The following is a 21,398-nucleotide window of genomic DNA, read 5'->3' as shown; positions in this document are numbered from 1 at the left end:
ACCACCAACCTGGCCGTTTCTTCTCGAAACTCAGGTGAGAACTTCTGATATTTCTTCGCCAACCCAGTTCATCCTTTCCAGACCGACCCTATTTGGTCCGCAGTCCGGAGAACAGAGGGCACGCCATATCGACAACACCGCCCTATGGTGGAACGCTCGATCGCCTGGCTAACCCGAGGAAACCGAAAAGTCCGCTACCGCGGCGTCGCCAAGAACGACCAGTGGCTGCACCACCGCGCCGCCGCACTGAACCTGCGCCGACTGATCACGCTCGGCCTGACCAACGCCGGCAAAACCTGGGCCTTGGCCTGACACCCAACATCAGGTCCCGTTCGACACCAACACACCCAAGCTGAAATCTCGCCGCCAACCCCGAGCCGGCATCCAGAGCGCACTAACGGCCACACTCCACACCCCCTTATTCAGCAGAGTCCTAGAGCGGCGTCAGCCGACCTCGAGTGGGACCGGCGTGGTGCGGGCACCGGTGCGCGCGGCGCCGATGCCCGCGGCCACCACGAATCCGATCCCGACCACACCCAGCACGCCGGGCGCCTGATCGAGGATCACGAATCCGAGCCCCATCGCGAAGGCCGGTTCCAGCGCCATCAAGGTGCCGAATGCCGCGGCGGTCAACCTGCGCAGGGCCAGCAGTTCCAGCGCGAACGGCACGACGGGCAGCAGGATCGCCAGACCGACGCCGATCAGCAGAATCTGGGGGGTCATCCGGTCGATGACGGCCGGGCCGACGGTCAACGTGGCGACCAGGCCCGCGACCGGCATCGACACCGCCAGCGCGTCGATGCCGGCGACGTCGTCGCCGACCTTCTGGGTGAGCAGGATGTAACCGGCCCAGCAGACCGACGCCCCGAGCGCGTACCCGACGCCGACCGGGTCCACCGCGCCGCTCCACGGCTGGGTCAGCAGCAGCACACCGAGGGCCGCGAATCCGGGCCAGACCCATCGGCCCTGTCCCCGGCCACGGGCCACCGCCACGCCGAGCGGGCCGAGGAACTCCAGCGCACTCGCGGTGCCCAGCGGGATGCGGGCCACCGCGGCCATGAACAGCAGGGTGATCGCGGCGGTGACGACGCCGAGCAGCACGCACATCAGAAAACTGTTCCGGGTGAACGCTTTCCGCCGCGGGCGGACGATGATCAGAAACAGGACACCGGCCCAGGCCAGCCGCAGCCAGGCGGCTCCGTCGACGCCGATCTCGTCGATCAGCGTGACGGCGATCGCCAGCCCGAGTTGTACACACACCATCGAGCCCATTGCCATGAGGGCACCGGTGCGCGCCTGATCTGTCGCCATGCATCGCATTGAACGGGACCACGACCGTTGCGGTCCACGTGATTTTTCAAGACATACCGTTCATGTATCCCGAACGATCGTGGCCGCCTGGACGTTTGAGATTCGGCTGAGAAGGTACTTGTGCAGGCATGATGAGGAAAACCACGCTTCGCGCACCGCTCCTGATGGCCGCCGCTGCCGCTGCCGCCGTCGTCACCGCACCATCCGGCCTCGCCTCGCCGGGCCTGCTGCCTGCCGGCGGCCCGCCCGGTTGCTATGACCCGTACGGCACGGGCTGCGCCATGGTTCCGCCACCGCCACCGCCACCGGCTCGGCCGAGGGGACTCCTTCGGTGGATGATGTTCGACGATGATCCGCCTTCCCGTTCTGGCCGTCGCAGTCGCGACGCTGATGACGTTGTTCGCACCGGCGGCCGCGGCGCAGCCGCACAGCACCCTGGTCGATCTGGTGGACGCCGCGACCCGGCGCCTCCAGGTCGCCGAGCCCGTGGCGGCCAACAAGTTCCACACCGGCGGGCTGATCGAGGATCCCGCGCGCGAACAGCAGGTGCTCGACGCGGTGTCGGCGGAGGCCACCGCGCTGCAACTGGACCCGGCCTATGTGGCCGACGCCTTCCGCGATCAGATCGACGCCACGGTGGCGATCGAGTACTCGCGGTTGGCCCAGTGGAAATTCGACCCGGCGGCGGCACCCGCGGACGCCCCGGATCTCGCGTCGTCACGCGGAATCATCGACGCGCTGAACCGCGAGATGGTCACGCGCATGGCCGACGAGTGGGGCAAGCTGCACGCACCGGCGTGCCGGGCCGAACTCGACGAGGCCAAGGCCGTCGTCGCCGCGCAGCGCGGGCTCGACCCGCTCTACCGGCAGGCCCTCGATCACGCCACGCGCCGCTACTGCCGCTGAGCGTGCGAGCATGTCCGCTGACATGAGCGACTTTCGGCAACGGCTGCTCGACGCGCTGGAGGCCTCGATCGCCGAGGACGGCTACGCCAGGACGACGGTGGCCGACATCGTGCGGAGGGCCAAGACCTCCCGGCGCACCTTCTACGAGCATTTCGACAGCAGGGAGGCCTGTTTCGTGGCCCTGCTCTCCGACGCCAACGCCGAACAGATCAGGCAGATCTCCGAGGCCGTCGACCCGAGGGCGGCGTGGCAGAAACAGGTCCGGCAGGCGATCGAGGCCTGGATCGCGTCGGCTGAGGCGCGTCCGGCGCTGATGCTGAGTTGGATCCGCGACGTGCCGTCCCTCGGCGCCGCCGCCAGGGGGCTGCAACGTGACGCGATGGATCACTTCGTCGACATGGTCGGCGCGCTCGGCGCCACCGACGAGTTCCGGGCCGCCGGCGTCGGCCCCGTGTCGCGCCGACGCATCATCATGCTGCTCGGCGGACTGCGTGAGCTGACCGCCATCACCGTCGAAGAGGGCGGCCGGATGAGTGACGTCACCGATGAGGCGGTCGAGGCCTCCATCGCGCTGCTCACCCCGACCGGGCATTGAGACAGATGCCGAACACCTTGCCGCTCCGGTGTTTTGGACTCAGACCAGTGCGGTGGCCTTGGCCTGCTCGTAGAGCGCGGTGTCATGCGAGCACAGCATCATCAGGTCGGGATGTCCGCCGCGGTACAGCTCGGTGAGGCGGGCGTGGTTCTGCCGGACCTTCTTGCGGTCCGACGCCACGAGCTTCTCCAGCAGCGCCGTCAACTTCGGCGTCGGCAGGCTGTCGCCGATGGTGCCGGGGTGATAGAAGGAATCGCCGCCGTGCAGCAGCCAACGGTGCCCGGCGTCGACCGCGACACACGCGTGTCCCTCGGTGTGGCCGGGCAACGAGATCAGCACGAAGCCCGGCCCGATCTCGGTGAGTTCCTTGGCGGCCGCGAAGCCGCGCCACGCCTCGCCGTCGACGTCGTGCTCGACGAGCTTCGGCCCGTGCGCCCACTGCTGGGGCCGGAAGCGGATCCGGTTGTGGAACGACGTGGATCGCATGGCTGCGAAGGCTTCTGTGGCGGTGACGTGGACACGTGCGTCGGGAAAATCGGCCAGACCACCGATGTGGTCGGCGTCGAAGTGGGTCACCACGATGTGACGCACATCGGAGCTCTGGAACCCGAGCCGCTCGATCTGCCTGATCGCGGTTTCGTCGTGGTCGAGTCGCGGCCGGATGAGCCGTCGCCTGATGTGCCCGAAACGACCGGGATCGTCACAGTCGCGGGTGCCGAACCCCGTGTCGATGAGCACCAGCCCCGCGTCGGACTCGACGAGCAGGACGTGGCACACCATCGTGCCGACGCCCGGCGGGCGCAGTGTCCCGCAGTTGAGGTGATGAACTTTCACATATACCCCCGGGTAACAAGTGAAGGCCACGGGCGCAGCACCGTCAAGCGGCGCTGCCGCTGCGGTACCTTACCCACCTGATGCGGCGCGCCCGTGCGGCCCGCGCCCGATCCGGGCGGCAGGCGCCGGGGGTATCGGGCGCCATGCCGGTGACCGCCGGCGAGGTGGGGCCTTCCAAGCCCGAAAGACTCTGCGGATCAGCCGATTCCGGCCTACGCACTACCCCACGTGCCGACTGACCGGGCCTGACGTCAGGTCGCGGGCCCGCTCTCGGTGGCTCCGCCCTCGTCCGCCCAGTCCACGCGATCGTCGTCGCCTTTCGATGGATCACTGATCACATCGTCGTCGGCCTCGTCGGGCCCCGCATCGGTTTCGGCGGTTTTCGGCGTTTCTTTCCTCATCGCGCTGGGTTACCCCCGCGGGTGGACGTTCATTCAGCCGTCGGGTCCGATACCCGCCTGCCCGTCCCATGATCCGGTGACCAATCGCGACCGCGGTGGTCTAAGGTCGCGCCATGGCAACCAGGGATTCCCGCGAGGTCGTGATCGAAGCCACCCCCGAGCAGATCCTCGACGTCATCGCCGACGTCGAGGCGACCCCGAGTTGGTCCCCGCAGTACCAGAAGGCCGAAATCCTGGAGCGCCACGACAACGGCAGGCCCAAGCAGGTCAGGATGACCGTGAAGGCCGCCGGTCTGACCGATGAGCAGGTGATCGAATACACCTGGGGTGACAACGAAGTCACGTGGACGCTGGTCTCGGCGGGCCAACTCAAGGCCCAGGATGCCGGGTACCGCCTCACCCCCGACGGCGACAAGACCAAGGTGAGGTTCGACATCGCGATCGACCTGTCGGTCCCGCTGCCCGGCTTCATCCTCAAACGCACGATGAAGGGAGGCGTCGAGACGGCCACCGAGGGTCTGCGCAAACAGGTGCTCAAGGTCGTCAAGGGGTGATCGGCCGGTAGGAGTATTAGCTGCAGATTCCTCTGCGCGAGGCCGATCCCATAGCTAGTATTTGCCAGTATGGCGGTGCGAGCTTCCAGTGAAGTGGTGATCGAGGCCCCGCCGGAGGCGATTCTGGACGCCCTGGCAGATATCGAGGAGATGGCCTCGTGGTCGTCGCTGCACAAAGCGGCCGAGGTCGTGGATCGCCATCCCGACGGCCGTCCGCACCACGTCAGGACGACGGTCAAGATCATGGGATTGTCGGACAAGGAACTTCTGGAGTATCACTGGGGTGACCACTGGGTGGTGTGGGACGCCGAGCGCACGTCGCGGCAGCGCTGCCAGCACGGCGAGTACAACCTCACGCCGGTGGGCGAGCGCCGAACCCGGGTTCGTTTCGATCTGATCCTCGATCTGGCCGCGCCGTATCCGGGTTTCCTCGTCAAACGGGCGAAGAAGATGGTGCTCGACGTCGCACTGGAGAATCTCCGTCAACGCGTGCTTGCCGCACAGTAGGTCGCCTGGGCCCGTACGCGTCACCCGTAGTGGATTGGCGGAGCGCGGAATACGGCACCCGGTGGTCGGGTTGGTCGGCGTATGGCTGCAGGAATGATGCTGTTCGGAAGTGTCGATGCGCAGAACGCCGTCGACGATTACGTCGCGCAGGCCCGTCGGGCGCACCAGCTGGGTGTCCGGCAGGTGTGGTTGGCGCAGCAGTTCGACCACGACGCCATCTCGCTGGCGGGGTTGATCGGTGCCGCGGTCCCGGGACTGGGTGTCGGAACCGCGGTGGTGCCGTTCAATCCGCGGCATCCGCTCACGCTCGCCTCGCAGGCGCAGACCGCCCAGGCCGCCTCGCACGGCAACTTCAGTCTGGGCCTGGGCCTCGGCGCGCACGAGGTGGAGCGGGTCTCGTACGGAACGTCGTGGCCGAACACCATTGCGCGGCTGCGGGAGTACCTGACGGTTCTGCGGTCGGTGTTCGACGCGGGGACGGTCGATCACCACGGTGCGGAGTTCACCGCGGCCCCGACCTGGCCGGTGTCGCTGGCGGGTGGAGCGCCGGTGCCGGTGTACGTGGCCGCGATGGGGCCGAAGGCGCTGCGGGTGACCGGGGAACTCGCCGACGGCACACTGCCGTACCTGGCAGGTCCGCGCACGATCGAGGAGTTCATCGCGCCCACGATCAACGCAGCGGCAGCCGCGGCCGGCAGAACGGCGCCGCGGGTCATCGCGTTCGTGCCGGTGCACCTGAATTCCGATGTGCAGGCGGCGCGTGCACTGGCCGAAGAGCAGCTCGGCTTCTATGCGACGATCCCGTCCTATCAGAAGGTCATCGCCCGCGAGGGGGTGGACAGTCTGGCCGATCTCGCCGCACTCGGGGATGCCCAGTCGATCGGCCGCACGGTCGCACGCTACCGGAACGCCGGAGCCACCGACGTGGTGCTGAGCCCGCTGGACCGTTCCCGGCCCGACGCGGCGGTGTGGGAGCTAGCCGCGACGTTGTAGCGTCCGCAGCCGCCGGATCGCTTCGTCGAGTGTGGCGTCGCGCTTGCAGAACCCGAAGCGCACCAGGTGTTTCCACTCGTCGGCGTGGCCGGCGGCCGGGTCGCAGAACGCCGACATCGGGATGGCCGCCACCCCGACCTTCTCGGGCAGCTCCGCGCAGAACGCGGTGCTGTCCGGATATCCGAGCGGGCGGGGGTCCACGCACAGAAAGTACGTCCCGTGACTGTGGTGGACCTCGAAGCCGATGTCTCTCAACGCCGAACCGAGCCGGTCGCGGCGGTCCTGGAACGTCGTGCACAGCGCGTCGACCCACGCGTCCTCGGTGGCCAGCGCCTGCGCGACGGCCGGCTGGAACGGTGCACCGCCCACGTAGCTGAGGTACTGTTTGGCCGCGCGCAGTCCGGCAATGAGATCAACTGGGCCGCAAGCCCATCCGATCTTCCATCCGGTCACGTTGAACATCTTTCCCGCGCTGGAGATGGTGATCGTGCGGTCGGCCATGCCCGGATAGTTGGCCAGCGGCAGGTGCTGCCTGCCGTCGTAGACGAGATGCTCGTACACCTCGTCGGTGATCACCAGCAGGTCGGCCGCGACCGCGAGCTCGGAAAGCGCCCGCAACTCGTCGTCGGTGGCCACGGAGCCGGTCGGGTTGTGCGGTGAGTTGACGATCAGCGCACGGGTCTTCGGGGTCACCGCGGCGCGCAGTCCCTCGATGTCGATGGCGAAGCCGAGACCGTCCCGGCGCATCGGGACCGCGCGCCGGTGGCAGCCGGCCATCGCGATGACGGGGGAGTAGGAGTCGTAGAACGGTTCGATCAGCAAGACCTCGGAGCCGGGCTCGACGAGACCGAGCACCGCTGACGCGATGGCCTCGGTGGCGCCCACGGTGACCAGCACCTCGGTGTCCGGGTCGTACTCGGTGCCGTAGCGGCGCTTGCGCTGGTCGGCGATGGCCTGGCGCAGTGACGCGACCCCGATGCCGGGCGGGTACTGGTTGACGCCCTCGGCGATCGCGTTCTCCGCGGCCTTGAGCATCGCCGGGGGTCCGTCCTCGTCTGGGAACCCCTGGCCGAGGTTCACCGCGCCGACCCGGGTGGCCAGCGCCGACATCTCGGCGAAGACCGTCACCGCGTAGGGCCGCAGCCGTTGTACCGTCACGCCTCCGAAGCCTAACCTTGTGCGAAGTCGACCGACCGCTAGGTGGTGAACAGCCTGGCGGACCTGGTCTCGTGCCGCATCCCGCTGATCTCCAGGGCCGGCGCGACGCTGTACACATCGTCCACGTCGCGGTGGCAGGCCGCGCGTGCCAGTTCGGCGATCCGGGGCGCGCAGGCGGTCTGGATCTGCTGGCTGTGCAGCGATCCGAGCCGGCCCAACCGCACCGCGGCACTGAGCATCGACGCCAGCATCGAACGCATCGATCCGAGCACCGCGAGGTGCTGCGGAACGCCCAGCCGGGCCTGCAGCGCACCCTCGACCACGGCGCCGTGGCCCGCCGTGGCACCGTCGACCACGGCGGCCAGATATCCGCAGTCCCCGGCCAGTCCGGCGCGTTGTGCGGCCACCGCCAGTTGCGTCCCCGCCGACTCCGACGCGGTCCGCGCGTTGTCGAACAGCTTGTAGGTGCCCGTCAACTCGTCCAGCGCGCAGAGTTCGTGCGGGTCGGGGGCGGCGCGCCAGGCGGCGGCGGTGACGGTGCCGTCCAGCGGTGCGTAGCTGTCGGCCAGGTAGGTCAGCGCGGTGGCGGCGATGCCGTCGTGCCCGACATCGGGGCGGTCGGCCAACCACTGTTCCAGACCCTGACTGTGCACCATGCGCCCGGACGGGAACGCGCTGTCGTGCAACTGCAGCCACAGCGCGAGCGCCACGTCCGGATCAGTGGTGATGGCCGGCATGGGAATCCGAGGACGTTCGTGACCATCCGCCGCGCGCCAACGGCACCGCCGTCACCGCCCCGGCCACCCCGAGACCGGTTAGCAGTTCCCGGGCGGCCTGGGCGCTGGTGAACAGCGGCGCGGCAACCCTGTCCTCGTCGACGTCGATCGGTGCGTGCTGGTTCCCGAGCAGATACCCCAGCAGCATCATGCGCCGCGCTCCGGCCGCTCCGGCGTTGTCGTCGAACCGCACGGTGACCGCGTCCTCGGGAGGCCGGCGGACCACGACGACGTCGACGCCGTCGTCGGCGATCACGGCCCCGGAACGCAGGAAGGTGCCACGCGGCAGGACGATGTGGACGGTCAGACCCGAATCGGTGGTGACCACCTGCCGGTGTTTGGTGGCGTCGCCCCACCCGATGTCGACATGATGGCGTCTGCGCCCGGTGAACACCGGGTCGGTGATGTCACCGAGGATGTTCTGCGCCTTCACTTTCCACCTGCCCGCGACGACAGTTCATGCCGTGCCGCATCGAAGAGGCGCCGCCGGATCCGACGCAACTCCGGTGCGCCGGGCACGGCCACCCGCGCGAACACCCCGGCACCGTGGGGCAACCGTCCCGCGCCGCCGGTGCCGTCGAGGACGAGCCTGAGCCGGTCGAGCAGTGCCACCGTGTCACACCCCGGCGCGACGGCCAGAAAGGTCCCGAGGTAATCGCTGTCGACCAGTGGCCCCGGGTCACCGCCACCGGGACGGATCACCTGCCGGTCCCGCGCCACGGGGCGTCCGTCGACGCGGACGACGAAGGCGTTGTCGTAGCAGGTGTATCCGAACCGCTCGCAGTGGGCGATGCGGCCGGCGGCGACCGCCTCCCAGCCGAGGTAGACGCCGCCGGTGGCGATCCCGACGTCGAGCCGCTGGTGGAATCGCGAATCCCGGTGCGGGATCACGGTTCCGGGGCAGTATTCGAGTACGGCTCCGGCGTCGACGGTGAAATCGAGCCGGTGGCGGGCGCCCATACCGTCGCCGGCGAAGACCTGCGTGGCGGCTTGGGTGGTCAGGTGGAGTTCGCTGCCGGGGCGGCACCGCACCGTCGTGTGCAGCTCGTCGTCGGAGAATGTGCCGCCGCTGGGGCTCTGCACACACAGCGTCGCCGCGCCCGGCCGTCGCGGGTCGCAGTGCAGCGGTGCCGTGACGCGCTGTGGATACCGCTGCCGCAGCCGGGTGGTCCGGGTTCGTCCCGCCGCGTCGGCGACGACCTCCACGCCGAGCTCACCGGGCCGGATGGCCGTGGCCGTCACCGGCGGCTCCCGGTGAGCATCGCGCCGTCGAGCAAGCGCTCGGTGAGCTCGGTCAACCCGCGCCCCGACCGCAGGTCGGTGAACACCGTCGGCTTGACAGGCCGGGCCGCCGCGCAGTCGCGCCGCATCGTGTCGAGGTCGGCGCCGACCAGCGGTGCGAGGTCGATCTTGTTGACCACCAACAGATCCGCCTGCAGCAGACCGATGCCCTTCTTACGGGGGATGTCATCGCCGGCGGCGGTGTCTATGACGAAGATCCAGTAGTCGACCAGATCCGAGGTGAACGTCGCGGCCAGGTTGTCGCCGCCGGACTCGATCAGAACGATGTCGAGGTCGGGAAACGTGCGGTTCAACCGGTGGGCTGCGGCGAGGTTGGCCGACGGGTCCTCGCGGATCGCGGTGTGTGGACAGGCGCCGGTCTCCACCGCGAGGACGCGTTCCGGGGCGATCACCCCGCTGCGCCGCACCCGCTGCGCATCCTCGTCGGTCACCAGGTCGTTGGTGATCACCGCCACGCTGAAGCCGGCGTCGGACAACTTCGGCACCAGCGTCTCGACGAGCCGGGTCTTACCCGACCCGACCGGCCCGCCGATACCGATGCGGACTGCGCCATCAGTCATGCTGCGCTCCTAGCTATTTGAGGGTGTAGCGGCGACCCAACGGCACCTGACTCATCGGTGTGCTCACGCACGGCTCGCCGTCGACGGTGACCCGGTAGGTGTCGGGTTCGATGCTGATGTCGGGCAGGTAGTCGTTGTGCAGCAGGTCGGCCTTGGTCAGCGCCCGCGCCCCGCGGCACGCCACCAGCCGGGTGTCCAGCCCGAGCCGTTCACCGAGCCCGGCCTCGACGGCCGCCCCCGCCACGAAGTTCACCGACACGTCGGCCGGGGTGCGGCCGAATGCCGCCCACTGGGGCCGGTAGCGCAGCGGTTCGCAGGTCATCAACGACGCGTTCGCCTCACCCATCACCGACCAGGCCGGGAACCCGCCCTTGAACACCACCTCCGGCCTGATACCGAAGAACTTCGGCTCCCACAGCACGATGTCGGCCAGTTTGCCCGGCTCCAGCGAACCGACCTCGTGGTCGATGCCGAACAGCTTGGCGGGGTTGATGGTCAGCTTCGCGACGTAACGCAGAATGCGGGCGTTGTCCGCCCCGGTGCCCTCGTCCCCGGACAGCGGACCGCGGGTCGCCCGCATGTGCGAGGCCAGCTGCCATGTCCGCGCGATGGTCTCGCCGATCCGGCCCATGCCCTGGGAGTCCGACCCCATCGCCGAGATCGCGCCCATGTCGTGCAGCACATCCTCGGCGGCGATGGTCTCCCGCCGGATCCGCGACTCGGCGAACGCGACGTCTTCCGGGATGCGCGGGTTGAGATGATGGCACACCATCACCATGTCGAGATGTTCGTCGAACGTGTTGAGCGTGAACGGGTTCGTCGGGTTCGTCGACGACGGCAGGCAGTACGGCTGGCCGACGACGCGCATGATGTCCGGAGCGTGCCCGCCGCCCGCGCCTTCGGCGTGATAGGTGTGGATGGGCCGGCCGCCGATCGCGGCCATCGTGTCCTCGAAGAACCCGGACTCGTTGAGCGTGTCGGTGTGAATCTGCACCTGAAGATCGAGCTCGTCGCCGGCGTCCAGCGACGCCCGGATCGCCGCGGGCGTCGCGCCCCAGTCCTCGTGGATCTTGTAGCCGATCGCCCCGGCCAGACCCTGCTCGATCAACGGGGCGGTACTCGACGCGCTGCCGTTGCCGATGAACCCGAAGTTCATCGGGAATCCCTCGGCCGCGCGCAGCATCCGCGCGAGGTTGTTCGGGCCCGACGACGTGATGCCGACCGTGACGGGGCCCAGGCCTCCGCCGATCATCGTGGTGATGCCGCTGGAGATGGCCTCCTCGACCAGTCCGGCGCTGTCGAAGTGCACGTGCACGTCGATGGCGCCCGCGGTGGCGATCATGCCCTCGCCGGCCCGGATGTCGGTGCTGGCGCCGATGACCAGTTCGGGGTCGACGCCGTCCATCGTCCTCGGGTTGCCGGATTTACCGATGCCGGCGATCCGGCCGTTGCGAATCCCGATGTCGGCCTTGCGGATCCCGAGCACCGCATCGACGATCAGAACGTTGGTGATCACGAAGTCCAGCGCGCCGTCGGCGTTGGTGAGATCGCCGTGCACCGCCATGCCCTCACGCATGGTCTTGCCCCCGCCGAACACCGATTCGTCGCCGTAGACGGTGGCGTCGTGTTCGACTTCGGCCAGCAGTTCGGTGTCGGCCAGCCGCACCCGGTCCCCGGTGGTGGGGCCGTACAATTCCGCGTAATGCCTGCGGGTGATCCGGTGCGCCATGTCAGGCCTCCTGCCCGGTGTCGAGGAACCCCTTGCCGCGCAGACTGTCCATCAACTCGGCGCCGGGAGTCCCGGTGGTGACGGTGTTGGTGACGTCGTTCTGGCCGACCACGGTGCGTTCACCGCCGTAGGCGGTCAGCGAAACATCCTGTGCCTCACCAGGTTCGAAGCGCACCGCGGTGCCCGACGGGATGTCGAGCCGCATGCCGAACGCGGCCGTCCGGTCGAACCGCAGCGCGCGGTTCACCTCGAAGAAGTGGAAGTGCGAGCCCACCTGCACAGGACGGTCGCCGGTGTTCTCGACGGTCACCGTGGCGGTGGGGCGTCCGGCGTTGAGCTCCAATTCCCCGTCGCAGGGCAGGATCTCGCCAGGTACCAGACCGTCCGGCTCCGCCGATCCGCTTCCCGGACCGATCGCGTCGTGCACGGTGACCAGCTTCTGACCGTCGTCGAAGAACGCCTCGACCTGCACCGAACCCAGCAGCGCGGTCACACCGGGCATCACGTCGTCGTCGGTGAGCACCCTGGCGCCGTGCGCCGCCGCCTCGGCGACCGTGGCGCCTGCGCGGGCCGCTTCCACCACCTCATCGGCGATCAGGGCGCGGGCCTCGGCATAACTGAGGGCCAGGCCCGCCGCGCGGTGCTTGCGCGCCAGCTCGGCGGCCAGGAACAGCAACAACCGGTCTTCGTCTTTCGGTGTCAGGTGCATGTCAGCCGGTGATCCCCGCGGCCCACGGGTAGTCGCGCAGGTACGGATCGGGCTCGATCGGCGCCGGTGACTCCCACACCTGGTAGATCAGGCCGTCCTCGGCGACGCGACCGATCCGTGCGGTCTTGGTGACGTGGTGGTTCTCGCCGTCGACCGTCATGGATCCCTCCGGGGCGTTGACCGTGACACCGTCGGCGACGTTCTGGATATCGGGTACCGCGAACGAATTCGCGTTCTCCACCATGGCTTTCCACAGCATCACCGCCGCATACGCCGATTCCATCGGATCCGAGGTGACGCGGTCGGCGCCGAATCGCGCCTTGAAGTTCTCGACGAACGTCGTATTCTGCGGTGAGTCCAACGTCTGGTAGTAGTTCCACGACGACAACTGCCCGACGAGCGTCGGCGCGCCGATGCTGCGCACCTCCTCTTCACCCACGCACATCGACATCACCGGCATCTCCTCGGCTGTCAGGCCGGCGCTGCGGTACTCACGGAAGAAGGCGTTCAACGAGTCGCCCACCACCACGTTGAACACCGCGTCGGCGTCAGCGGTGCGGATCTTGTTCACGATCGTGGAGAAGTCGGTGCTGCCCAGCGGTGTGTAGTCCTCACCCTTGATCTCGATGCCGTTCGCCTGCGCGTAGGCCTTCACGATTGCGTTGGAGGTGCGCGGGAAGACGTAGTCGCTGCCGACCAGGTACAGCGACTTCACGCCCTGCTCTTTGAGGTAGTCCAGCGACGGGATGATCTGCTGGTTGGTGGTGGCGCCGGTGTAGAAGATGTTCGGCGAGCTCTCCAGTCCTTCGTACTGCTGGCCGTAGTACAGCAGTGCGTTGGCGTCCTCGAAGACGGGCAGCATGGCCTTGCGGCTGGCAGAGGTGTATCCGCCGAACACCGCGGCCACACAATCGGATTGCACGAGCTTCTGCGCCTTCTCGGCGAATACGGTCGGTTCGGACGCGCCGTCCTCACCGATGAGCTGAAGTTGCTTGCCGAGTACGCCGCCGGAGGCGTTGACCTCTTCGACGGCCATCACGATCGCGTCCCGGATCACCGATTCGCTGACCGCCAGACCGCCGGACAGGGAGTTGATGGCGCCGACCTTCACAGTGTCGCCGGAGGTGTCGACACAGCTTTCCTGCGCTGTGGCCGCGTTCTCGTCGCCGGCCCGGGTGCCGCAGCCGGCAGCCAGGAGCGCCGTCGCTGCCAGCACCGCGACAGAACAGCGCCTGACCCCGTTCATGGAACGTCTCGATGACCTGAACATCTCATGCCCTTTGCTTCGTGCTGTCGGCTCGGGCACTGCACTGTGCCCCGCGTTGTCGGTGCCCGTCAGCGTAGGAACGGTGCCGGGCGGGTGCCTATGGGAGGAATCTCCCAATTCGGCGAACGCTTTAAGCCACCGAATCGGCGCGGAAACCTCGCCGAAACATGGCATGTCGATGATGTCGGCACAGAGCAGGGGTCAGGCGGAGGAAGAGCGATGTCCGGCATTTACGGTGACGTGCTGAGCAGCAGCGCCAATCTCGAGACCCGCGCCCATGACCTGCTCGACACGTTGTCCGCGCGCGCCGAGTCCTCGGCCTCGGCGATCTGCCTGTGGGATCCGATCCAGCGCAGCCACGTCGGTGTGGCCAACCACGACTATCCCGACGTGGTGATGGACCACTTCAACAGCTGGTTCGTCGAGAACGACCCGTTGTTCGACGCGATGCGGGTGCACGGTCTGGGCGCCCTGCGCTGGCGGGACTTTCCCGAGTACCGCAGCGGCTATTCCGTCAACAACGTGTTCCGCCCCGCCGGATTCGATGAAGGACTGTCGGCGCGGCTGGTCACCAACGACGGAACCTATGTCGGCACGATCCACGTCAACTGCGACGACGCCCGGTATCCGAGTGACGCCGACGTGGCCGAGATCAACGCGCTGCGTCGCCAGATGGCCGAGCAGCTGGACTTCTCGCTGCGGCCGCGGATGGTCGCCGAGCTGGTCGCACCCGACGCCCAGGCCTGGGCCGTCGACGACTTCGGGCGGGCCCACCTGTTGCGGTGCGGCGACACCTTCGACGAGCCGTTGGAGCCGGCGCTGATCGGCGATCTGGCCGCGACGTTCCTGAAGTCGGCGGCCGGCGTCATACCCGAGGTGCTGCGCCACCACGACGGGGTGTCCTGGTTGCATGTGCGGCGGATCGGGACGGCCGCGAGGTACCGCGGGGACAGTCTTGGTGCCGTGCTGCTGGTGACCCGGTGTCCGTTGCCGATGGGGATCACACCGCGCGAGCTGGACGCGCTGACGTTGGCGGTGTGCGGCCTGACCAACGCCGAGATCGCGGCGCGGTTGTTCATCAGCGCGCGGACCGCCGGACACCATCTGGAGAGTGCGTCGGTCAAACTCGGTGCGGTCAACCGGGCGTCGTGTGCCTCGCAGGCGGTGACGCTCGGCCTGCTCTCGGCGCAGGTGCTGTGTGATTTCGGCGGCGGTGTGTCGCTGACAGCGTGAGGGCGCCGAATCCGACTGCGCGCAAGGGCGTCACGTCAGATCGGTGGGTCGCACCCGCAGCTTCGCGGCGATCCGGGCCAGCGCCTTCTTGTCGGTGGCGGTGAGGGGGTCGAGCACGAACTCGTGCACCGCGCGCAGGTGGATCGGTGCGGCTTCCACCACCAGTGCGTAACCGGCGTCGGTGAGACTGGCCAGGGTGTAGCGGCCGTCGGTGGGGTCGGGATAGCGGACCATCCAGCCGCGTCCTTCGAATCGCTTCACGACATTGGACAGCCGCGACAGCGAACCGTTGGTCAGGAAGGCCAGTTCGCTCATTCGGATCCGGCGGTCCGGTGCTTCGGAGACGTGGCTGAGCACGAGGTACTCGAAGAGGGTCAGGTCGACCTGACGCAGCGGTGACTCGAGCTTGCCCGGCAGCAGCATCATCAACGAGACCAGACCTGTCCACGCCTCCTTCTCGTCAGGAGTCAGCCACTGGGGAGTGTCGTCCGAACGTGCCATCTCTGCAGCCTATCGAGTGGCGTTCACTTTACGCGTGAAGTCATCGCGTGCTAGGTTGACTTCATGAATGAAGTCAAGAAGGCATCCGACGTCACGTTCTTCGAAACCCCGGGATATGGCGCGAAGTTGCGGGAACTACTGCACTACAGCCAGGCGGTGCGCATCGGGGACCGGGTGGAGATCTCGGGCCAGGGCGGCTGGGACGACAACCTGAATTTCCCCGCCTCGCTCGAGGACGAGATCGTGCGGGCATTCGACAATGTCGAACGCACCCTCGCGACAGCGGGGGCGACATGGCGTGATGTCGTACACGTGAACTCCTATCACGTGCCCAGCTCGGCCGATTCCATCGGCGAGGCGCACAATGAGGTGATGTCCGACCAGTTGCGTAAGCGGATGCCGGACAAGCCACCGATCTGGACGCAGACCGGCGTCGTCGCGCTGGGCGCCCCGAAGATGCGTGTCGAGATCAGGGTCACCGCTGTCGTCGGCCGTGAGGGGGAATGAACCGGCGTCCCGGGCGCTTGAGTCAAGCATGGCCTTCACGCTCAGTGAGAACTCTGCCCTGCTGACCCCGGTGACTCTGGGGAGCGTCACGGCGACCAACCGAATCTTCATGGCGCCGTTGACGAGAACGCGGGCCGACGCCGATGGCACCCCGTCCGCGTTGGCCACCACCTACTACGGCCAGCGCGCCGGCGCGGGTCTGATCATCAGTGAGGCGACGGCCGTCTCGCGAAAAGCCAACGGCGCGTACGTCAACACCCCCGGCCTGTTCGCCGATCGCCACCAGCAGAGGTGGGCGCAGATCGCCGACGCCGTGCACGCGGAGGGCGGCCGGATGTTCGTCCAGCTGTGGCACGTCGGACGGATGGCTCACCCGGACATCAGCGGGGTGGAGACCGTCGGGCCCTCGCCGATCGCCGCTGACCTGGCGGCGCACACGGCCACCGGTAAGAAGCCGTTGCCCGTACCCCGCGCGCTCGACACCCGCGAAATCGCCGACATCGTGGACGATTTCCGGGCCGCCGCCCGACGGGCCGCGGACGCCGGACTGGACGGGGTCGAGATCCATTCCGCCAACGGCTATCTGCTGCACGAGTTCCTGTCCGACGTCGTCAACCGGCGCACCGACGTCTACGGTGGGTCGGCACCGAACCGCGCCCGGTTGACCGCTGAGGTCGTCGAGGCGGTCGCCGCCGAGATCGGGGCGGACCGGGTCGGGCTGCGCATCTCGCCGGGCAACGGTGCGGGGGACATGCGTGAGGTCGACGAGATCGGTGCCTACGAAGCGTTGCTGTGCCGGATCGCTCCGCTGGGCATCGCCTACCTGCACGTGCTGGCCGACCCGTCCCAGCCGGCGTTCGCCGCGGTGCGCACCCAGTGGGAAGGCAAGCTCGTGCTCAACACCCCGCGCGAGCACGACACCGATTTCGAAGTGCTGGACAACCTCGCCCGATGGGGCGTGATCAGCGCTGCCGCGGTGGGCCGGGCATTCTTGGCCAACCCTGATCTGGTGACACGCCTGGTTGTCGGAGCCGAGTTGAACGAGCCCGACCCGACGACGTTCTACGCATTCGGTGCGGCCGGTTACGTCGACTATCCGACACTGGAGCAGATGGCCGCCGCGCCGCGGTCGGCGTAGGTGTGAACTCGCCGGAGCAGGGAAACACCCCAGACATGGCTACCTACCGAGTTCTGAACCCCAAGGGCGAAGTCGTCGACACCAAGGACATCGAGAGCGCAGACGACGCGCATGCGTGGTTCGTCGATCAGAAGGCCGACAACTCCGAGCTGGGCTGGCGCATGGAGGTCGAACACGACGGCGAGTGGTCCTTCTTCGACGACACCGAGGGCTCGCCCGACTGACCGTTCCTCCGCGAGCAGACACAAACTCGCACGATCCACGCCCGAATCGTGCGAGTTTGTGTCTGCTCGCGGGAAGCCACTCTCCGGGCCGCCCAACCAAGCGGTTGGGCGAGGCTGCTAGCATCGCGCAGGAGGAGCAGCCTCCCCGCGGGTACGGACCCGCGAAACCCCTGAACAGGACCTGGAGAACACATGTCCGAAGAAGCCTTCATCTACGAAGCGATCCGCACGCCGCGCGGTAAGCAGCGCGGCGGTGCGCTCAACGAGATCAAGCCGGTCAACCTGGTCGTCGGCCTGATCGACGAGATCCGCACCCGCTACCCCGACCTGGACGAGACGCTGATCAGCGACCTGATCCTCGGCGTCGTCTCGCCGGTCGGTGACCAGGGCGGCGACATCGCCCGCACCGCCGGTCTGGTGGCCGGTCTGCCCGAGACCACCGGCGGCGTGCAGCTCAACCGGTTCTGTGCCTCGGGCCTCGAGGCCGTCAACATCGGTGCCCAGAAGGTGCGCTCCGGCTGGGATGACCTGGTGCTCGCCGGCGGTGTGGAGTCGATGAGCCGTGTCCCGATGGGCTCCGACGGCGGCGCATGGGCGTCGGACCCGGAGACCAACTACCGGATCGGTTTCGTGCCCCAGGGCATCGGCGCCGATCTGATCGCCACCATCGAGGGTTTCTCCCGCGAGGATGTCGACGCCTACGCGGCGCGGTCCCAGGAGCGCGCGGCCGCGGCGTGGTCGGGTGGCTACTTCGCGAAGTCCGTGGTCCCGGTCAAGGACCAGAACGGGCTGGTCGTGCTGGACCATGACGAGCACATCCGTCCGGGTACCACGGTGGAGAGCCTGGGCAAGCTCAAGACGGCGTTCGACGGTATCGGGCAGATGGGCGGCTTCGACGACGTGGCGCTGCAGAAGTACCACTTCGTCGAGAAGATCAACCACGTCCACACCGGGGGCAACAGCTCGGGCATCGTCGACGGCGCCGCACTGGTGCTGATCGGCTCAGAAAGTGCGGGGAAGGCTCAGGGTCTGACCCCGCGGGCGCGCATCGTGGCCACCGCCACCTCGGGCGCCGATCCGGTCATCATGCTCACCGGTCCCACTCCGGCGACCAAGAAGGTGCTCGACCGCGCCGGCCTGACCGTCGATGACATCGACCTGTTCGAGCTCAACGAGGCGTTCGCCTCGGTGGTGCTGAAGTTCCAGAAGGACCTCAACATCCCGGACGAGAAGCTCAACGTCAACGGTGGCGCCATCGCGATGGGCCACCCGCTGGGCGCCACCGGCGCCATGATCACCGGAACCATGGTCGACGAGCTCGAGCGTCGCGGCGCTCGGCGTGCGCTGATCACGCTGTGCGTGGGCGGCGGCATGGGCGTGGCCACCATCATCGAGCGAGTCTGAGAGGCCTGAGAAAGCATGGCAGAGAACACCATCAAGTGGGACAAGGATGCCGACGGCATCGTCACTCTGACGCTGGACGACCCGACCGGTTCGGCCAACGTGATGAACGAGCATTACCGGGAGTCGATGCACAACGCCGTGGAACGGCTTGCTGCGGAGAAGGATTCGATCACCGGTGTGGTGATCGCCAGCGCGAAGAAGACGTTCTTCGCCGGTGGTGACCTCAAGGGCATGATCAAGGTGGGTCCGGAGGACGCCGCCGACATGTTCGCCGAGGTCGAGGCCATCAAGGCCGACCTGCGCAAGCTGGAGACCCTCGGTGTGCCGGTCGTTGCGGCCATCAACGGCGCCGCGCTCGGTGGTGGCCTGGAGATCGCGCTGGCCACCCATCACCGCATCGCCGCCGACGTGCGCGGTGTGGTGATCGGGCTGCCCGAGGTCACCCTGGGTCTGCTGCCCGGCGGTGGCGGTGTCGCCCGCACCGTGCGCATGTTCGGCATCCAGAAGGCCTTCATGGAGATCCTGAGCCAGGGCACCCGCTTCAAGCCCGGCAAGGCCAAGGAGATCGGTCTGATCGACGAACTGGTCAGCAGCGTCGAGGAGTTGGTGCCCGCCGCCAAGGCATGGATCAAGGCCAATCCCGACGCCCACACCCAGGCGTGGGATCAGAAGGGCTACAAGATGCCCGGCGGCACCCCGTCGAGCCCGGGCCTGGCCTCGATCCTGCCGTCGTTCCCGGCGTTGCTGAAGAAGCAGCTCAAGGGTGCGCCGATGCCCGCCCCGCGGGCCATCCTCGACGCGGCCGTCGAAGGTGCGCAGGTCGATTTCGAGACCGCCACCCGCATCGAGAGCCGGTACTTCGTCGGCCTGGTCACCGGCCAGACCGCGAAGAACATGATCCAGGCGTTCTTCCTTGACCTGCAGGCCATCAACGGCGGAGCGTCGCGGCCGGACGGTATCGCCAAGCAGGAGATCAAGAAGATCGGTGTGCTGGGCGCGGGCATGATGGGCGCCGGCATCGCCTACGTCTCGGCCAAGGCCGGCTACGACGTTGTGCTCAAGGATGTTTCGGTGGAGGCCGCCGAGCGCGGCAAGGGCTACTCGGAGAAGATCGAGGCCAAGGCCCTCGAGCGCGGCAAGACGACCAAGGAGAAGTCCGACGCGCTGCTGGCCCGGATCACCCCGACCGCCGATGCCGCCGACCTCAAGGGTGTCGACTTCGTCATCGAGGCGGTCTTCGAGAACCAGGAACTCAAGCACAAGGTGTTCCAGGAGATCGAGGACATCGTCGAGCCGAACGCGCTGCTGGGCTCCAACACCTCCACGCTGCCGATCACCGGTCTGGCGACCGGCGTGAAGCGCCAGGAGGACTTCATCGGCATCCACTTCTTCAGCCCTGTCGACAAGATGCCGCTGGTGGAGATCATCAAGGGCGAGAAGACCTCCGACGAGGCGTTGGCCCGGGTGTTCGACTACACGCTGGCCATCGGCAAGACCCCGATCGTGGTCAACGACAGCCGCGGCTTCTTCACCAGCCGCGTCATCGGCACCTTCGTAAACGAGGCGCTGGCCATGCTCGGCGAGGGTGTGGAGCCGGCGAGCATCGAGCGGGCCGGCAGCATGGCCGGCTATCCGGCGGCTCCGCTGCAGCTGTCCGACGAGCTGAACCTCGAGCTCATGCAGAAGATCGCGACCGAGACCCGCAAGGCCGCCGAGGCGGCGGGCGCCACCTACGAGCCGCACCCGGCGGAGGCGGTCGTCAACAAGATGATCGAGGTCGGCCGCCCGTCTCGGCTCAAGGGCGCCGGCTTCTACGAGTACGTCGACGGCAAGCGTGTCGGCCTGTGGCCGGGCCTGGGGGAGACGTTCGGCTCCGGCAAAGCGGACATCCCGCTGCAAGACATGATCGACCGGATGCTGTTCGCCGAGGCGATCGAGACACAGAAGTGCCTCGACGAGGGTGTGCTCACGTCCACCGCCGACGCCAACATCGGCTCCATCATGGGCATCGGTTTCCCGCCCTACACCGGTGGCAGCGCGCAGTTCATCGTCGGCTACCAGGGCGAACTCGGTGTCGGCAAGGAAGCGTTCGTGGCCCGCGCCAAGCAGCTGGCGGAGCGCTACGGCGAGCGGTTCAACCCGCCCGCGTCACTCACGTCGTAATTTCTGATGCGAAGCCCCCGCGACCCGGTGTCGCGGGGGCTTCCGCATGTCAGCGATCCGCGCGCTCGAACAGGTAGAACCGAGCCGGGGTCTGACCTGCCCGGTGTTCGGTCTCGACGCCAGAGGACAGCGGCGTCCACCCGTCCGTGAAGCGACGCTGCACCTCCTCGGCGCTGATTCCGGGGACGCCGTACGAGCTACCGGGAGTGAACGCGACGATGAGGAGACGTCCACCGGTGACGGTCACGGCCGACACTTCGCGGACGTACGCGTCGCGGTCGGCGTCGTTCATACCGTGCAGACACCCGCTGTCGACGACGAGGCCGTAGTCGCTGCCGACCTCACTTGAAGTCAGTTGTGTGACATCGGCTTTGACGAACCGCACGTCACGGTCGCCGGCCTTCTCACGGGCGGTCCGCAACGCCTTGTCCACGAAGTCCACGCCGGTCACCCGCCAGCCGTGGTCGGCGAGATAGATCGCGTTGTCACCGGTGCCGCAGCCGAGGTCGAGTGCGGTGGTGGGGGTCAGGGAACCGGATTCGACGAGGGACGTGAGGCTGCCGGCCATGGGGTGCCCGTCCCATGGTGTGAACCCCACCCGATACAAGGTGCGGTAAAGGAGGCGC

24 protein-coding genes and 1 pseudogene are annotated in these 21,398 nt (G+C 67.8%); 12 read left to right on the top strand and 13 right to left on the bottom strand.

Translation table 11 applies throughout. The features are described from left to right. Nucleotides 1-126: 126 nt before the first annotated feature. Nucleotides 127-312: pseudogene (locus ASJ79_RS27795) on the top strand (transposase); the annotation flags it as partial. Between the two features lie 132 nt (nt 313-444). Here ASJ79_RS27795 and ASJ79_RS27790 read toward each other — a convergent pair. Next, nucleotides 445-1,311, bottom strand: coding sequence for a DMT family transporter (locus ASJ79_RS27790; protein ID WP_067962275.1), 867 nt, complete (start codon nt 1,309-1,311; stop codon nt 445-447). Nucleotides 1,312-1,659: 348 nt separating this feature from the next. On the opposite strand from ASJ79_RS27790, the gene ASJ79_RS27785 reads away from it, so the two are divergent. Then, the gene (locus ASJ79_RS27785) at nt 1,660-2,217 is read left to right on the top strand and encodes a chorismate mutase (RefSeq protein WP_067962274.1); all 558 of its coding nucleotides are present in this window, start codon (nt 1,660-1,662) and stop codon (nt 2,215-2,217) included. 22 nt (nt 2,218-2,239) lie between these two features. Next, the gene (locus ASJ79_RS27780) at nt 2,240-2,812 is read left to right on the top strand and encodes a TetR/AcrR family transcriptional regulator (protein ID WP_369803784.1); all 573 of its coding nucleotides are present in this window, start codon (nt 2,240-2,242) and stop codon (nt 2,810-2,812) included. A gap of 39 nt (nt 2,813-2,851) precedes the next feature. Here the strand turns inward: ASJ79_RS27780 and ASJ79_RS27775 are convergent, their stop codons facing one another. Next, complete coding sequence (locus tag ASJ79_RS27775) at nt 2,852-3,646, bottom strand: MBL fold metallo-hydrolase (protein WP_067962270.1); 795 nt, start codon at nt 3,644-3,646, stop codon at nt 2,852-2,854. A gap of 251 nt (nt 3,647-3,897) precedes the next feature. Beyond that, nucleotides 3,898-4,047: a hypothetical protein gene (locus tag ASJ79_RS33515; RefSeq protein WP_197420404.1), complete on the bottom strand. Its 150-nt coding sequence runs from the start codon at nt 4,045-4,047 to the stop codon at nt 3,898-3,900. 113 nt (nt 4,048-4,160) lie between these two features. Here ASJ79_RS33515 and ASJ79_RS27770 point away from each other — a divergent pair, with 113 nt between their 5' ends. The 3 genes from ASJ79_RS27770 to ASJ79_RS27760 all read left to right on the top strand — a co-directional run bounded on the left by ASJ79_RS27770 (nt 4,161) and on the right by ASJ79_RS27760 (nt 6,101). Then, entirely contained in the window at nt 4,161-4,601 is a 441-nt protein-coding gene (locus tag ASJ79_RS27770) for an SRPBCC family protein (RefSeq protein ID WP_067962268.1), read from the top strand. A 69-nt stretch (nt 4,602-4,670) separates the two neighbouring features. After that, nucleotides 4,671-5,108 carry an SRPBCC family protein gene (locus ASJ79_RS27765; RefSeq protein ID WP_067962266.1) on the top strand — a complete coding sequence of 146 codons (438 nt, stop codon included), beginning with the start codon at nt 4,671-4,673 and terminating at the stop codon, nt 5,106-5,108. 81 nt (nt 5,109-5,189) lie between these two features. Next, the gene (locus ASJ79_RS27760) at nt 5,190-6,101 is read left to right on the top strand and encodes a TIGR03564 family F420-dependent LLM class oxidoreductase (RefSeq protein ID WP_067962265.1); all 912 of its coding nucleotides are present in this window, start codon (nt 5,190-5,192) and stop codon (nt 6,099-6,101) included. On the opposite strand, the gene ASJ79_RS27755 is transcribed toward ASJ79_RS27760, so the two are convergent. Genes ASJ79_RS27755 through urtA form a run of 8 tightly spaced genes read right to left on the bottom strand, consistent with a single transcriptional unit; the run spans nt 6,084 to nt 13,605 of the window. After that, a complete protein-coding gene (locus ASJ79_RS27755) occupies nt 6,084-7,259 on the bottom strand; it encodes a pyridoxal phosphate-dependent aminotransferase (RefSeq protein WP_067962264.1) in 1,176 nt (391 codons plus the stop codon). The genes ASJ79_RS27760 and ASJ79_RS27755 overlap by 18 nt on opposite strands. Nucleotides 7,260-7,297: 38 nt before the next feature. Then, nucleotides 7,298-7,996: an urease accessory protein UreF gene (locus ASJ79_RS27750; RefSeq protein WP_067962262.1), complete on the bottom strand. Its 699-nt coding sequence runs from the start codon at nt 7,994-7,996 to the stop codon at nt 7,298-7,300. After that, the gene (locus ASJ79_RS27745; protein WP_067962260.1) at nt 7,977-8,468 is read right to left on the bottom strand and encodes a hypothetical protein; all 492 of its coding nucleotides are present in this window, start codon (nt 8,466-8,468) and stop codon (nt 7,977-7,979) included. Before ASJ79_RS27745 ends, ASJ79_RS27750 begins: the two co-directional genes overlap by 20 nt. Next, nucleotides 8,465-9,277, bottom strand: a complete 813-nt coding sequence (locus tag ASJ79_RS27740) for an urease accessory protein UreD (protein WP_067962258.1) — start codon at nt 9,275-9,277, stop codon at nt 8,465-8,467. Before ASJ79_RS27740 ends, ASJ79_RS27745 begins: the two co-directional genes overlap by 4 nt. Next, a complete protein-coding gene (ureG, locus tag ASJ79_RS27735; protein WP_067962256.1) occupies nt 9,274-9,897 on the bottom strand; it encodes an urease accessory protein UreG in 624 nt (207 codons plus the stop codon). Before ureG ends, ASJ79_RS27740 begins: the two co-directional genes overlap by 4 nt. 13 nt (nt 9,898-9,910) lie before the next feature. Continuing rightward, nucleotides 9,911-11,626 (bottom strand): urease subunit alpha, encoded by a 1,716-nt coding sequence (ureC, locus tag ASJ79_RS27730; protein ID WP_067962254.1) that lies wholly within the window; start codon nt 11,624-11,626, stop codon nt 9,911-9,913. Between the two features lies 1 nt (nt 11,627). After that, a complete protein-coding gene (locus ASJ79_RS27725) occupies nt 11,628-12,335 on the bottom strand; it encodes an urease subunit beta (RefSeq protein ID WP_067962252.1) in 708 nt (235 codons plus the stop codon). Nucleotide 12,336: 1 nt separating this feature from the next. Beyond that, entirely contained in the window at nt 12,337-13,605 is a 1,269-nt protein-coding gene (gene urtA, locus ASJ79_RS27720; RefSeq protein WP_082754103.1) for an urea ABC transporter substrate-binding protein, read from the bottom strand. A gap of 216 nt (nt 13,606-13,821) precedes the next feature. Between urtA and ASJ79_RS27715 the strand changes: the two genes are divergently transcribed. Then, the gene (locus ASJ79_RS27715; RefSeq protein WP_067962247.1) at nt 13,822-14,835 is read left to right on the top strand and encodes a helix-turn-helix transcriptional regulator; all 1,014 of its coding nucleotides are present in this window, start codon (nt 13,822-13,824) and stop codon (nt 14,833-14,835) included. A gap of 30 nt (nt 14,836-14,865) precedes the next feature. On the opposite strand, the gene ASJ79_RS27710 is transcribed toward ASJ79_RS27715, so the two are convergent. Then, entirely contained in the window at nt 14,866-15,336 is a 471-nt protein-coding gene (locus ASJ79_RS27710) for a MarR family winged helix-turn-helix transcriptional regulator (protein ID WP_067962245.1), read from the bottom strand. Between the two features lie 63 nt (nt 15,337-15,399). On the opposite strand from ASJ79_RS27710, the gene ASJ79_RS27705 reads away from it, so the two are divergent. From ASJ79_RS27705 to ASJ79_RS27685, 5 genes are all read left to right on the top strand, one after another. Beyond that, on the top strand, nt 15,400-15,843 hold the full coding sequence (locus tag ASJ79_RS27705) for a RidA family protein (RefSeq protein ID WP_067962243.1): 444 nt from the start codon (nt 15,400-15,402) through the stop codon (nt 15,841-15,843). Nucleotides 15,844-15,871: 28 nt separating this feature from the next. Further along, on the top strand, nt 15,872-16,981 hold the full coding sequence (locus ASJ79_RS27700) for a 1,2-oxophytodienoate reductase (RefSeq protein WP_067962241.1): 1,110 nt from the start codon (nt 15,872-15,874) through the stop codon (nt 16,979-16,981). Between the two features lie 35 nt (nt 16,982-17,016). Beyond that, nucleotides 17,017-17,205 carry a hypothetical protein gene (locus ASJ79_RS27695; protein WP_067962279.1) on the top strand — a complete coding sequence of 63 codons (189 nt, stop codon included), beginning with the start codon at nt 17,017-17,019 and terminating at the stop codon, nt 17,203-17,205. 192 nt (nt 17,206-17,397) lie between these two features. Continuing rightward, entirely contained in the window at nt 17,398-18,609 is a 1,212-nt protein-coding gene (locus ASJ79_RS27690) for an acetyl-CoA C-acetyltransferase (RefSeq protein WP_067962239.1), read from the top strand. 15 nt (nt 18,610-18,624) lie between these two features. Beyond that, complete coding sequence (locus ASJ79_RS27685) at nt 18,625-20,772, top strand: 3-hydroxyacyl-CoA dehydrogenase NAD-binding domain-containing protein (RefSeq protein ID WP_067962237.1); 2,148 nt, start codon at nt 18,625-18,627, stop codon at nt 20,770-20,772. Between the two features lie 49 nt (nt 20,773-20,821). On the opposite strand, the gene ASJ79_RS27680 is transcribed toward ASJ79_RS27685, so the two are convergent. Then, nucleotides 20,822-21,398: bifunctional 2-polyprenyl-6-hydroxyphenol methylase/3-demethylubiquinol 3-O-methyltransferase UbiG (locus ASJ79_RS27680; protein ID WP_231751067.1), on the bottom strand; the 577-nt coding region annotated here is incomplete at its 5' end.

It is taken from the genome of Mycobacterium sp. NAZ190054 (assembly GCF_001545925.1).
In the GTDB taxonomy this organism is placed as follows: Bacteria; Actinomycetota; Actinomycetes; order Mycobacteriales; family Mycobacteriaceae; genus Mycobacterium.
Note: the sequence above shows the minus strand (reverse complement) of the source record. Positions and strands in the feature narration are given on the sequence as shown.

Bases quoted from the DNA above. Each gene is read 5' to 3' on its own strand.
- ASJ79_RS27780 (WP_369803784.1), top strand. From the start codon at position 2,240: ATGAGCGACTTTCGGCAACGGCTGCTCGACGCGCTGGAGGCCTCGATC.
- ASJ79_RS27750 (WP_067962262.1), bottom strand. From the start codon at position 7,996: ATGCCGGCCATCACCACTGATCCGGACGTGGCGCTCGCGCTGTGGCTG.
- ASJ79_RS27765 (WP_067962266.1), top strand. From the start codon at position 4,671: ATGGCGGTGCGAGCTTCCAGTGAAGTGGTGATCGAGGCCCCGCCGGAG.
- ASJ79_RS27700 (WP_067962241.1), top strand. From the start codon at position 15,872: ATGGCCTTCACGCTCAGTGAGAACTCTGCCCTGCTGACCCCGGTGACT.
- ASJ79_RS27725 (WP_067962252.1), bottom strand. From the start codon at position 12,335: ATGCACCTGACACCGAAAGACGAAGACCGGTTGTTGCTGTTCCTGGCC.
- ASJ79_RS27715 (WP_067962247.1), top strand. From the start codon at position 13,822: ATGTCCGGCATTTACGGTGACGTGCTGAGCAGCAGCGCCAATCTCGAG.
- ASJ79_RS33515 (WP_197420404.1), bottom strand. From the start codon at position 4,047: ATGAGGAAAGAAACGCCGAAAACCGCCGAAACCGATGCGGGGCCCGAC.
- ASJ79_RS27705 (WP_067962243.1), top strand. From the start codon at position 15,400: ATGAATGAAGTCAAGAAGGCATCCGACGTCACGTTCTTCGAAACCCCG.
- ureC (WP_067962254.1), bottom strand. From the start codon at position 11,626: ATGGCGCACCGGATCACCCGCAGGCATTACGCGGAATTGTACGGCCCC.
- ASJ79_RS27710 (WP_067962245.1), bottom strand. From the start codon at position 15,336: ATGGCACGTTCGGACGACACTCCCCAGTGGCTGACTCCTGACGAGAAG.
- ASJ79_RS27770 (WP_067962268.1), top strand. From the start codon at position 4,161: ATGGCAACCAGGGATTCCCGCGAGGTCGTGATCGAAGCCACCCCCGAG.
- ASJ79_RS27785 (WP_067962274.1), top strand. From the start codon at position 1,660: ATGATCCGCCTTCCCGTTCTGGCCGTCGCAGTCGCGACGCTGATGACG.
- ureG (WP_067962256.1), bottom strand. From the start codon at position 9,897: ATGACTGATGGCGCAGTCCGCATCGGTATCGGCGGGCCGGTCGGGTCG.
- urtA (WP_082754103.1), bottom strand. From the start codon at position 13,605: ATGTTCAGGTCATCGAGACGTTCCATGAACGGGGTCAGGCGCTGTTCT.
- ASJ79_RS27690 (WP_067962239.1), top strand. From the start codon at position 17,398: ATGTCCGAAGAAGCCTTCATCTACGAAGCGATCCGCACGCCGCGCGGT.
- ASJ79_RS27760 (WP_067962265.1), top strand. From the start codon at position 5,190: ATGGCTGCAGGAATGATGCTGTTCGGAAGTGTCGATGCGCAGAACGCC.
- ASJ79_RS27790 (WP_067962275.1), bottom strand. From the start codon at position 1,311: ATGGCGACAGATCAGGCGCGCACCGGTGCCCTCATGGCAATGGGCTCG.
- ASJ79_RS27685 (WP_067962237.1), top strand. From the start codon at position 18,625: ATGGCAGAGAACACCATCAAGTGGGACAAGGATGCCGACGGCATCGTC.
- ASJ79_RS27695 (WP_067962279.1), top strand. From the start codon at position 17,017: ATGGCTACCTACCGAGTTCTGAACCCCAAGGGCGAAGTCGTCGACACC.